This is a genomic window from Paraburkholderia ribeironis, from assembly GCF_900019265.1.
In the GTDB taxonomy this organism is placed as follows: Bacteria; Pseudomonadota; Gammaproteobacteria; order Burkholderiales; family Burkholderiaceae; genus Paraburkholderia; species Paraburkholderia ribeironis.
Window position 1 is genome coordinate 1 of sequence record NZ_CYGX02000076.1, and the last position, 11058, is coordinate 11058.

Annotated in this window: 9 protein-coding genes and 2 pseudogenes; 7 read left to right on the forward strand and 4 right to left on the reverse strand. The window is 66.6% G+C overall.

Annotated features, from left to right (window positions below; all coding sequences use genetic code 11):
* On the forward strand, positions 1 to 1072 hold a 1072-nt coding region (locus BN2475_RS28455), incomplete at its 5' end, for a sodium:solute symporter family protein (protein WP_143325944.1).
* An 86-nt stretch (positions 1073 to 1158) separates the two neighbouring features.
* Here the strand turns inward: BN2475_RS28455 and BN2475_RS36620 are convergent.
* A pseudogene (locus BN2475_RS36620) lies at positions 1159 to 1230 on the reverse strand (hypothetical protein); the annotation flags it as partial.
* Between the two features lie 152 nt (positions 1231 to 1382).
* The gene (locus BN2475_RS28460; protein WP_094782774.1) at positions 1383 to 2615 is read right to left on the reverse strand and encodes an NAD(P)/FAD-dependent oxidoreductase; all 1233 of its coding nucleotides are present in this window, start codon (positions 2613 to 2615) and stop codon (positions 1383 to 1385) included.
* A 235-nt stretch (positions 2616 to 2850) separates the two neighbouring features.
* Here BN2475_RS28460 and BN2475_RS28465 point away from each other — a divergent pair, with 235 nt between their 5' ends.
* Genes BN2475_RS28465 through BN2475_RS28480 form a run of 4 tightly spaced genes read left to right on the forward strand, consistent with a single transcriptional unit; the run spans position 2851 to position 7276 of the window.
* The gene (locus tag BN2475_RS28465) at positions 2851 to 3600 is read left to right on the forward strand and encodes a DUF3348 domain-containing protein (protein ID WP_094782775.1); all 750 of its coding nucleotides are present in this window, start codon (positions 2851 to 2853) and stop codon (positions 3598 to 3600) included.
* A gap of 10 nt (positions 3601 to 3610) precedes the next feature.
* On the forward strand, positions 3611 to 5968 hold the full coding sequence (locus BN2475_RS28470; protein WP_094782776.1) for a DUF802 domain-containing protein: 2358 nt from the start codon (positions 3611 to 3613) through the stop codon (positions 5966 to 5968).
* Positions 5965 to 6612 (forward strand): OmpA family protein, encoded by a 648-nt coding sequence (locus BN2475_RS28475; RefSeq protein WP_094782777.1) that lies wholly within the window; start codon positions 5965 to 5967, stop codon positions 6610 to 6612. The genes BN2475_RS28470 and BN2475_RS28475 overlap by 4 nt, the downstream gene beginning before the upstream one ends.
* Positions 6605 to 7276 carry a DUF2894 domain-containing protein gene (locus BN2475_RS28480; protein WP_094782778.1) on the forward strand — a complete coding sequence of 224 codons (672 nt, stop codon included), beginning with the start codon at positions 6605 to 6607 and terminating at the stop codon, positions 7274 to 7276. Before BN2475_RS28475 ends, BN2475_RS28480 begins: the two co-directional genes overlap by 8 nt.
* Before the next feature lie 222 nt (positions 7277 to 7498).
* Here BN2475_RS28480 and BN2475_RS28485 read toward each other — a convergent pair whose 3' ends face one another.
* Positions 7499 to 8914, reverse strand: a complete 1416-nt coding sequence (locus BN2475_RS28485; RefSeq protein WP_218023734.1) for an MFS transporter — start codon at positions 8912 to 8914, stop codon at positions 7499 to 7501.
* A gap of 128 nt (positions 8915 to 9042) precedes the next feature.
* Here BN2475_RS28485 and BN2475_RS28490 point away from each other — a divergent pair, with 128 nt between their 5' ends.
* Both BN2475_RS28490 and BN2475_RS28495 read left to right on the forward strand, forming a co-directional pair.
* Entirely contained in the window at positions 9043 to 9792 is a 750-nt protein-coding gene (locus BN2475_RS28490; RefSeq protein WP_094782780.1) for an ArsR/SmtB family transcription factor, read from the forward strand.
* Between the two features lie 82 nt (positions 9793 to 9874).
* Positions 9875 to 10549 carry an HAD family hydrolase gene (locus tag BN2475_RS28495; protein ID WP_094782781.1) on the forward strand — a complete coding sequence of 225 codons (675 nt, stop codon included), beginning with the start codon at positions 9875 to 9877 and terminating at the stop codon, positions 10547 to 10549.
* 81 nt (positions 10550 to 10630) lie between these two features.
* On the opposite strand, the pseudogene BN2475_RS34895 reads toward BN2475_RS28495, so the two are convergent.
* A pseudogene (locus BN2475_RS34895) lies at positions 10631 to 11058 on the reverse strand (hypothetical protein); the annotation flags it as partial.

The window sequence follows — 11058 nt, forward strand, 5'->3', positions numbered from 1 at the left end:
CATCGTCGCGACGATGCCGTATATCGCGCTGCAGCTGGTCGGCATGCAGGTCGTGATCAAGGGGCTCGGCGTGAGCGGCGAAATGCCGTTGATCGTCGCGTTCGTGGTCCTCGCGCTCTATACGTATTCAAGCGGCCTGCGCGCGCCGGCGATGATCGCGTTCGTGAAGGACATCATGATCTACATCGTAGTGATCGCGGCGGTGTGGCTGATTCCGGCGAAGCTCGGCGGCTACGGGCACGTGTTCGACGCGGCCGATGCGCATTTCAAGGCCAAGGGCGGCGCCACCGGCATCATTCTGAAGCCGTCGCAGTTCACTGCGTTTGCTTCGCTCGCGTTGGGTTCGGCGCTGGCGGCGTTCATGTATCCGCATACGATGACGGCGGTGCTGTCGTCCGCGTCGGCGAAGACGGTACGCAAGAATGCGATTTTCCTGCCGGCCTACACGCTGCTGCTCGGTTTGATCGCGCTGCTCGGCTATATGGCGATTGCCGCCGATGTCAACGTGAAGTCGGCATCGGACGTGGTGCCGGCGTTGTTCGGCACGCTGTTCCCGGCGTGGTTCGTCGGCTTCGCGGCTGCCGCGATCGCGATCAGCGCGCTGGTGCCTGCCGCGATCATGTCGATCGGCGCGGCCAATCTGTTCACGCGCAATCTGTGGCGTCCGCTGGTCTCGCCGACTATCACGCCTGAGAAAGAGGCCTCTACGGCGAAGCTGGTTTCGCTGGTGGTGAAGTTCGGCGCGCTGCTGTTCATCGTGTTCCTGCCGACGCAATACGCGATCGATCTGCAGTTGCTGGGCGGTGTGTGGATTCTGCAGATTTTCCCGGCAATCGTGTTCACGTTGTACACGCGCCGCCTGAACACGCAGGGTCTGTTCGTCGGCTGGCTGATCGGCATCGTGACCGGCACCGGGCTTGCGATCTCGCAAGGGCTCAAGCCGGTCTACGCGCTGCATTTCGGCGACTCGGTCTATCCGCTGTATATCGGGCTGATCGCACTGGTGGTCAATATCGTCGTGAGCTTCGCAGTGTCGGTGCTGTCGCCGCGCAGAGTGGTGGTGACGGCCTGAGCGTCGCCTGATCCGACGAAACGCCGCGGAGCTGTTGGTCCGCGGCGTTTTTTATTGCATTCGCGGTTTGTTCGTGCGGACTCGTCTCACACGTCGGCCTGGCGACGTAGCAGATTGTGATAGATGCCAGCGAGGCTGACTGCCACGGGGTCGTTCGGATGCTTGTCGGCGGCGAGACAGCACTTTCAGTGGCAACGCCGCAAGCAACACCACAAAGAAGAAGCGCGGATCGAGGCCGAGCGCGTTCCGGTTCGCGTCGCCGGCCGCGCGCTGCGGCCGGGCACGGACCGGCGTCAGCTTCAGACCGCGGTTAGAACCGCTCCACACGGAACGGCTGCGGGTTCACCAGAGTCTGCTCACCGGTCATCATCTCGGCGATCAACCGGCCGGTGATCGGACCGAGCGTCAGTCCGTGATGCGCGTGGCCGAAAGCGAACCACAGACCCTGATGCCGGTTCGCGGGCCCGATGATCGGCATCATGTCCGGCGTGCAAGGGCGGCCGCCCATCCAGGGTTCGTTGTCGAGACGCTCGCCCAATGGAAACAGCGTGCGCGCAATCGGCTCGACCGCCGCGAGTTGCGTCGGCGTTTTGGCCGCGTCGCGCCGCGCGATTTCCGCGCCGGTGGTGAGCCGGATGCCGCGCGCCATCGGCGCGAGCAGATAGCCGTTCTCGACATCCAGCACCGGATGATTCAGCTGGGCGCCTCGCTGTGCTGCGTAGTGCATGTGGTATCCACGCTTGACAGCAAGCGGCAGCCGATAGCCGAGCCGCGCGCTCACGCGATCCGACCACGGTCCCAACGCGACGACCGCCGAGCCGGCCGTGATCGTTCCGGCTTCGGTGTCGACCTGCCACGCGTCGCGCAGCGTGTTGGCGTCGCCGATAAAAAACCGTCCGCCCAATGCTTCGAAGTACTTCGCGTACGCGGTCACGAGCGCATTGGGGTCGCTCACGGAATCGGCCTCGGGATAGTGCAGGCCGCCATGCAGGCTCGTATCGAGGTCAGGTTCCATCTGCTGCAAACGCGCTGCGTCGAGCGCCCCGAACGCGACGCCATATTCCTGATGCCACTGTTCGGCGAGCCGGACTTCCGCCTGCTGCGCCGCCTCGGTGCGAAACACCTTGATCCAGCCGATCGGGCGCAATAGTGCGCTTGCGCCGGCATCCGCGGCGAGCGCGCGGTGTTCGCTCACGCAATGTTCAATCAGCGTCGAGTACGACTTCGCGATTGCGGCATGCGTGGCCGGATGAGAGTTGCGCCAGTATCGCCAGAGAAACGGCGCGGTCTTGAGCATGGCGTCGGCGTGGTAGCGAACGTCCGGCGACTGGTTGCGCGCATAGCGCAGCAGGGTGCCGAGTCCGCGCGGAAATGCGTACGGATAGACGCCTTCGCGCTGGATCAGCCCGGCGTTGCCGAACGAGGTTTCATTGCCGGGCAGTTTGCGGTCGATCAGCGCGACCTGCCGGCCACGTTTCTGCAGATGCACGGCTACGCACACGCCTACAATGCCCGCGCCGAGCACGACGGTATCGAATTTCATGCTGCTGGTCCGCCTTGTTTGATTGATTGTGTTCGAAGATCGCCGCGGCCAGTCGACGAGGGTTCGGGCAGCCGGCTGGGAGCGGGTCTTCATCTTACCGGCAACGGCGCATTGATCGCGCAGCGAACGGCGAAAAGCGCATCGCCCATGCTCAAAATGCGCCGCGCGGATCGACTGACACCAGCCTCGATCCCATCAGCGTGTAAACTGCTGACTTTTTTTCGACTCCGGTGGTATGTTGCAAGCCCCCCAGCGTACTGCGCTCAGCGGCCCCGCGCTGATTCGCCTGTTGGCTCGTCTGGCGGATATCGATGTCAGCGAATCAAGGCAATCGTTGTCGGACCGGCTGAGCCAATGGCTTGGCTGGACCGATGCGATTGCGCTGTCGTCGGCGCTGAACGGCGCTCCGCCCGCCGTCGCCGCGGGTGCGCGCGTGTTCGGCAGCGCCGAGGAGGACGAGTGCATGCGCGTGCGCCGCTCGCTGACCGACGCAGTAGTCGGCGACAGCGTGCTCGGCGCGGCGCGTCGTCGTGGGCGCGCGCCAGCACAACGCGTATCGATGGACGCGGCGGTTGCGCCCGACTACGCGGTGTTTCGTCAACGCTACCTCGCGATCCAGCAGTCGATGGAGACAGGCGTCGCCAATCTGCGCGGCCGTCTGCGCGGCATGTTGGCCACGCGCACGCCCGCGATGGCGCGGCTCGCGCTGCTGGATGCGGTGATGGAGCGCGCGCTCGGCGAGCGCGAGCGGACCCTGCTGGCTGCCGTGCCTGGCTTGCTGGCCGGGCACTTCGAGCGTCTGCGCGAAGCCGCGCAACAGGCGCTCGCCGCTGGGACCGACGCAACCTGCGGGCAAGCCGTTGCTGTCACGCCCGATGGGTGGCTGGAGGTTTTCCGTCAGGACATGCAGAGCGTCCTGCTTGCCGAACTGGAGGTTCGTTTTCAACCGGTCGAGGGGCTGCTCGCGGCTCTTCGCGTCCGCTAACTGAGACACTATGTCCAGATATCGTATTGATCTCGTTGTGTTTCTGGCCGGTCTCGCCGCTGTGTGCTGGATCGCCGCCAGTTATGTTGGTTCGAACCCGCTGGCGCTGGCTGTCACGCTGCTGATCGGCGTGTGCTACGTGGCGGGGGCGCTCGAATTGCGCCGCTACAGTCAGGCGACCGCCACGTTGACGCGTGCGCTCGGCGGTTTGTCCGGGCCGCCGCCGAGCCTTGCCGCGTGGCTCGACCCATTGCATCCGAGCCTGCGCAACGCGGCGCGGCTGCGCATCGAAGGCGAGCGCGTGGGCTTGCCGGGGCCGGCGCTGACGCCGTACCTCGTCGGTCTGCTGGTGTTGCTGGGCATGCTGGGCACGCTGCTCGGGATGGTGGTGACGCTGCGCGGCACCGGTATGGCGCTGGAGAGCGCAACCGACCTGCAGGCGATTCGCGCGTCGCTGGCGGCGCCGGTCAAGGGGCTCGGCTTTGCGTTCGGCACCTCGATCGCGGGCGTGGCGAGCTCGGCGATGCTGGGGCTGCTGTCCGCGTTGTACCGGCGCGAGCGGCTCGAAGCCGCGCAGATACTCGACATGAAGATCGCGACGAGCTTGCGCGTCTACTCGCAGACGCATCAGCGCGAGGAAAGCTTCAGGCTCCTGCAGCGCCAGGCCGAGGTGATGCCCACGCTGGTCGAGCGGCTGCAAATGATGATGGCCGCGCTCGAACAACAGAGCGCCGCACTGAGCGAGCGGCAGATCGCGAGCCAGGACGCCTTCCATCGCAAGACCGAGAGCGCGTATCTGCGCCTCGCCGGCGCCGTCGAGCAGTCGTTGAAGGACAGCGTCGCCGACAGCGCGCACGCCGCCGGCGCGGCGCTCCAGCCGGTGATGCAAGCCACGCTGGCTGGCCTTGCACGCGAGAGCGCCGGGTTGCACGAGACGGTGGCGCAGGCGGTGCAACGGCAACTCGACGGACTGTCGAGCGGCTTCGAGACCACCAGCGCGAACGTCGCCGGCATCTGGAACAACGCGCTGGCCGCGCAGCAACGATCGAACGAAGCGCAGGCCGGGCATCTGCGCGCTTCGCTCGAGCGCGTCACCGAGACCTTCGAACAACGCTCGGCCGCGCTGCTCGACGGCATCTCCGCGCGCCTCGACGCGACGGCAGGCGGCGTGTCGCAAGCATGGAACGATGCGCTGGCGCGCCAGCAGAGCGCGGGCGAGACGCTGGCCGCGCACAACCAGCAAGCGCTGGCGCTGGCCGCCGCAAGCTTCGAGCAGCATGCGGCGTCGTTGCTGCGCACGGTGGGTCAGTCACATGCTGATTTGCAGACGCAACTGGCGTCGCGCGACGAACAGCGCCTCGCCGCGTGGACCGACGCGCTCGGCGCGATGGCCGCGACGCTGAGCGCGCAGTGGGAACAGACGGGCGCACGCACCGCGAGCCAGCAGCAGGCGATCTGCGAGACGCTCGCACAGACCGCGCACGATATCTCGGCACAGACGAAGGTACATGCAAGCGAGACGATCGCCGAAATCGACCGACTCGTGCAAGCGGCGTCGGAAGCGCCGAAGGCCGCGGCGAACCTGCAGGCCGAACTGGCCGCACGCGACGAACAGCGCCTCGCCGCATGGACCGACACGCTCGGTTCGATGGCCGCGATGCTGAGCGAGCAGTGGCAGCAGACGGGCGCACGCACCGCGAGCCAGCAGCAGGCCATCTGCGAGACGCTCGCGCAGACAGCGCGCGATATCTCGGCGCAGACGCAGGCGCATGCGAGCGACACGATCGCGGAGATCGGCCGACTCGTGCAGGCCGCGTCGGAAGCGCCGAAGGCCGCGGCCGAAGTGGTCGCCGAATTGCGCCAGAAGCTCTCCGACAGCATGGTCCGCGATACCGCGATGCTGCAGGAGCGCAGCCGTTTGCTGGAGACGCTCGAGACGCTGCTCGATGCGGTGAACCATGCGTCGACCGAGCAGCGCACAGCAGTCGATGCGCTGGTCGCGACGTCGGCGGATCTGCTGGAGCGCGTCGGCACACGCTTCACCGATCACCTCGAACAGGAGACCGGCAAGCTCGGCGCGGTCGCCGCGCAAGTCACCGGCAGCGCGGTCGAAGTGGCGAGTCTCGGCGAAGCGTTCGGTGTGGCCGTGCAGGTGTTCGGCGAATCGAACGACAAGCTGGTCGCGCATCTGCAGCGGATCGAAACCGCGCTGGACCGGTCGCTTGCGCGCAGTGACGAACAGCTGGCCTACTACGTTGCGCAGGCGCGCGAAGTGATCGACCTGAGTGTGATGTCGCAGAAACAGATCGTCGAAGACCTGCAACAGCTCGCGGGCCAGCGTGCGTCCGCCGGAGCCGACGCGGTATGAGTGAGGAAATCGACGGCGGCGTGGAACCGGTCGCGCCGATCTGGCCTGTGTTCGGCGATCTGATGTCAGTGCTGCTGGGCGCCTTCGTACTGATTCTGGTGGGCGTGATCGGCGTGCAGCTCGAGCTATCGAGCAAGCTCGACCAGGAGGTCAAGCAGCGGCAGAGGGAAACGCAGCGCCGCAAGACGCTGGAGCAGGCGCTGGCCGGTCCGTTGGCGGCGGGACGAGTCACGCTCGTCAATGGACGCATCGGCATCAGCGGCAACGTGTTGTTCGCGCTGAATTCCGATCAGTTGCAGCCGCAGGGCCGCGATCTGCTGAAGAGCCTGGCCGGACCGCTGTCCGCCTACCTGCGCGCCAACGACGAAATCCTGATGGTGAGCGGTTTTACCGATGACCAGCGCTTGCGCGAAGGCAACCGGCGTTTCGCCGACAACTGGGAGCTGTCGGCCCAGCGCGCGCTGACGGTGACGCGTGCGTTGATCGAAGTGGGCGTGCCGGCGTCCTCGGTATTCGCGGCTGCGTTCGGTTCGCAGCAACCCGTGAGCTCGAATGCCGACGACCAGGGACGGGCCAAAAACCGTCGCGTGGAAATCGCGCCGGTGCCGAGACCTTCGACTGCGACGGTGAAGCCCGGTGCATAACGGCGAGCGCGACGACAGCAGCGATGGCGCGGTGACGAGCCGCGCCCGCGCGACGCTCGAAGCCTGGCGCGAGCGCGGCGCCGATCGTCTGAATCCGGTCCGCTTTCATTTCATCGCGGCGCTGGAGCGGCGCGCGGCCACTCACGGCGGTGCGACGCGACGTATCCTCGACGACCGGTTGTCAGGACTACTTGACGCCTATACAGAGGAGATTGAGCGCGCCGATGCCGTGAGGGCCGAAATGCATGCCGCACCCGGGTCTGCTTCGAGCGGGGCCAACAACGGGGCGCTCGCGGGTCTGATCGAGCACATCGAGCGTCATGCGCTGATGGCGGATCGCGATGGCGCTGGCGCTGCTTCGTATCCGGAACTGCCGGCGCTCGATTACTTCCGGGAAGTCTGGTCCAAAGTCCGCACCGAGAAACAGTTGCGTCAGTCGCTCGCGCAAGTGCCCGGCAATGCCGGGCCGCTCAATTCGAGCAGCCTCGTGCATCGGTCGCTGTCGTTGATGCGCGAGTTGTCACCGGAGTATCTGAAACAGTTTCTGTCGTACGTCGATACTTTGTCGTGGCTGGAGCAGATGAACGGTGGCGGCGCGCCCGCGGGGAAAGAGGCGCCGCGCGCCGGCGCTGCCAGCAAAGGCGCTCGGGGCAAAGCGCGGTAGCACGACCAGCCGGCCGGCGATTACTGCCCCGCGTCCAGCGTCGTGCGTGAAGACGATCGCCCGACGCACGCGCGATGATGCAAAAGGGCAGCACGCACGCCTGATAGAAAGCGAGGCGTACGTCGCCACCCAAGCTGTACTAAAAGCCCAATCGGAACGCGTGACGCATGCTCACCTTGACGGCATCGCAAACGGCTGGCACGCGAATGCAGTCTTGGCCAATCACCTGGCCTTGCGGTACCCCAGACGGTCGCGCGTCGAGTTGCCGTCGCCGTCGCCGCACACAGCATCGGCTTGCGCGGACGCGCGCCACCAGACCATGCCAGCGATCATCGATAGCATCGCCGCGATCAGCAGGCTTGCCCGCATGCCTTCGATGAACGACGGCCGCGTCGCGATCAACACTCCCGAAATCGCCACGCCCAGCGCCGCGCCAGTCTGGCGCGCCGCGTTCAGCACGCCGGCCGCGAGGCCCGCCCGACTACCGTCGACGCAGGCCATCAGCGCAACGGTGGTCGCCGGCGTGATGAGGCTCGCGGCGAAGCCAATCGCCGGCAACGGCAACGCAAGCAGGCCATCGCGAGCCGATGGACCAATCGCACTCAGCGCGAGATAGCCGCTGGCGGCCAGCAACAGGGCACCCACGATCAACCACCGCGACCCGAGCCACTGCACCGCGCGCCGCGCCAGCAGACTGCCGGCCGGCACGACCACGGTCAACGGCAGAAACGCCAGACCGGCGTGCAGAGGCGTATAGCCGCGTTGCTGCTGAAAGTAGAGGCTGAGGTTGAAGAGGAGTCCATAAACCGTGAAGGCCGACACCATCGACACGATGACGCAACCGGAGAAGACCCGGTCGCGAAACAGAGTCAACGGCAGCATCGGCTGCGCGTGGCGGGATTCGATCGTGACGAACACCGCGCTCGCCACGAGCGTTGCCGCGACGCATCCGATCATCGTCGCGGAACCCCAGCCGTAGACCGGTGCCTCGATGAGCGAGACGTTCAGCAATGCAAGCGCGGCCATGCCCGCAAGCTGTCCCGCCACGTCCAACCTGCGCACGGTCGTTGGGGACGAGCGCCGCGCGACCCGCCACGCCATGAAGATGCCCGCGATACCGATCGGCACGTTGGCCAGAAAGATACTGCGCCAGCCGCTCAGGCCGATCAGCACGCCACCGAGCAAAGGCCCCGAGGCCATCGCCACGCCGCCGAGTCCGGCCCACATGCCGAAGACCGCCGCGCGCTCGCGTGGATTCGACCATGTCTGGTTGATGAGGGTCATCGACGCGGGGACCAGCAGCGCCGCCCCCACGCCTTGCAGCGCACGGGCGGTGATCAGCACGGCGAGGCTGGGTGCGAAGCCGCACAGCGCCGACGCGACGGTGAATGCCGCGAGGCCGCCGATATAGACGCCACGCGCGCCGAACCGGTCGCTGAGCGTCCCGCCGGTCAGCAACAGGCTGGCAAAAACAAGCGTATAGGCGTTCACCACCCACTGCAGTCCTGAGACGCCGCCGGCCAGACCGGTCGCGATCCGCTCCAGCGCCACATTCACGATCGACGTATCGAGAATGACGATCACGTAGCTGAGGCTCGTGGCCAGAAGTACCCGTCGTTGCTGGCGGTCGTGGTCCATCCGCGCCATCCCTTGATTGGTTCGTATCGCGGCAGTATCGAATGCGGGCGAGGGGCGATGCTTCGACGCGTATCGAAACATGCGGGCATCGATGGCGCTATGCTCAATCTGACAACCCGGAGACCGTCATGTCCGCGCAGCCCAATCTGTCCGCTACCGCATTCCTGATTGCAGACGCCGCACGCGCCGCGATGCTGATGGCGCTCGCCGATGGCCGCGCGCTGCCCGCGGGCGAGTTGGCCTATGCCGCTGGCGTGACCGCGCAGACGGCGAGCAGCCATCTCGCGAAGCTGCTGGATGGCGGGCTCGTTGCCGTCGAGCAGCAAGGACGCCATCGCTATTACAGGCTCGCGGACGCGCAAGTGGCATGCGCGCTCGAAAGCCTTGCGTCGATCGGGGCGCGGCAAACCGTGCGGCGCCGGGCGCCTGGCCCGCAAGCGCAGAAGTTGCGCGTGGCGCGTTGTTGCTACGACCATCTCGCGGGCCAGACCGGTGTTGCGATCACGCAGTGTCTGATGCGGCGCGGCTTTCTTCTGCCCGCACATGACAAGACGTTCGAGCTCACCTCGGCAGGCGCGGCATGGTTCCACGGCATGGGGCTCGATGTCGAGGTGTTAAGACCTGGCCGCCACGGCATCGCGCGTCAATGTCTCGACTGGACGGAGCGACGTCATCATCTGGCCGGGCCGCTCGGAGTCGGGTTGCTGGATCTGCTCTGCTCGAAAGGGTGGCTGCGCCGCGCACGCGATTCCCGCGCGGTGCAGGTCACGCCGCAAGGTTGGGTGGGGCTGCGGGAGCAGTTGGGGCTCACCTCGGAGCTGATCGAACGGGTTGGGGAGGGTGAAGACGAGCCTGCGATGCAGCCGGTCTTGCCGTAGCGAAGCGCGGCCGCGCGCCAAGCCGGCTTCGGCGATCCAATACATGGCATATTGACAACACCCGCCATCACCGGAGCCCGCCATGCACATCCAGACATCGTTTCTATTCGATCTCGACGGCACGCTCGTCGATAGCGTCTACCAGCACGTGCTGGCCTGGAAGGAAGCGCTGGACAGCGAAGGCATTGCACTGTCGGTATGGCGGATTCATCGCAAGATCGGCATGAGCGGCGGCCTCTTCACCAATCAGCTTCTGCGCGAGACGCATGGCGAGATCAGCGTCGAACGGGGCGAGCGGCTGCGACATGCGCATGCCGCCGCATATCGGCGTTTGCGCGCGCAGGTGTGCCCGCTGCCGGGCGCCCGCGCATTGCTCGATGCGCTGACGCAAGCCGGCACGCCGTGGGCGGTGGCGACCAGCGGGCGCATGGAGACCGCGGCGCTCAATCTGGAGGCGCTCGGCGTCGACCCAGCGAAGGCAGTGGTCGTGACGCGCGACGATGTCAAATACGCCAAGCCGGATCCGGACCTGTTCATCGCCGCGGCGCAGCGGCTAGGCGTTCCGATCGAGCACACGGTCGTGGTCGGCGACAGCATCTGGGACATGCTCGCCGCGCGCCGTTGCCGGTCGCTGGGCGTCGGTTTGCTGTCGGGCGGATACGGTACGGAGGAACTCGAGCGGGCGGGCGCGCTGCGGGTCTACGACGATCCGGCCGACCTGCTGGCGCATCTGGACGAGGTCGCGTCACGGCCGTGACGCCAGCCGGGACTGGCGATCCGAACGGCTTCGGCACAGGCGCGCAGCGACCGCACCACGCTGCGCGCCGCGCTCGGCCGGTCAGTGCTTGCCGAATTGCTCCGGCGGCGCGGGATTGACTCTGGAAGATTCCCTGACCAACTGATCGGTCATCGCCGCCGCGACCGGGTTCGAGCTTTTGCCAGGCGTGCCCTTGTAGCTGCTGTTGGGCGGCAACGGCAGCGACGGGTCGGGCTTGGAGGATTCCTTGACGAGCTGCGCAGTCATTGCCGCCGATACCTGGTTCGAGCCGCGACGCGGCGGCTCATCATGCTTGCGTCCGCGGACCTGCTCGACATGCTGCACGGGTTGCGGCTTCGGACGGGCGGACGAAGGCGCCTGGGCAGAGGCGACCTTGCCGGTGACAGTGCGGGATGTGTCCCCGGCGGGCTTTGCGCTGTTCACGGAAGCGGGTTTTCCCGCAAGTACCGGCGCCGGCGGCGCAGTCACGGCCGGCGCCGGTACTTGCG

Excerpts from the sequence above, each read along its gene's own strand:
- BN2475_RS28485 (WP_218023734.1), bottom strand. The coding sequence starts at position 8,914 with ATGGACCACGACCGCCAGCAACGACGGGTACTTCTGGCCACGAGCCTC.
- BN2475_RS28460 (WP_094782774.1), bottom strand. The coding sequence starts at position 2,615 with ATGAAATTCGATACCGTCGTGCTCGGCGCGGGCATTGTAGGCGTGTGC.
- BN2475_RS28490 (WP_094782780.1), top strand. The coding sequence starts at position 9,043 with ATGTCCGCGCAGCCCAATCTGTCCGCTACCGCATTCCTGATTGCAGAC.
- BN2475_RS28495 (WP_094782781.1), top strand. The coding sequence starts at position 9,875 with ATGCACATCCAGACATCGTTTCTATTCGATCTCGACGGCACGCTCGTC.
- BN2475_RS28475 (WP_094782777.1), top strand. The coding sequence starts at position 5,965 with ATGAGTGAGGAAATCGACGGCGGCGTGGAACCGGTCGCGCCGATCTGG.
- BN2475_RS28465 (WP_094782775.1), top strand. The coding sequence starts at position 2,851 with ATGTTGCAAGCCCCCCAGCGTACTGCGCTCAGCGGCCCCGCGCTGATT.
- BN2475_RS28470 (WP_094782776.1), top strand. The coding sequence starts at position 3,611 with ATGTCCAGATATCGTATTGATCTCGTTGTGTTTCTGGCCGGTCTCGCC.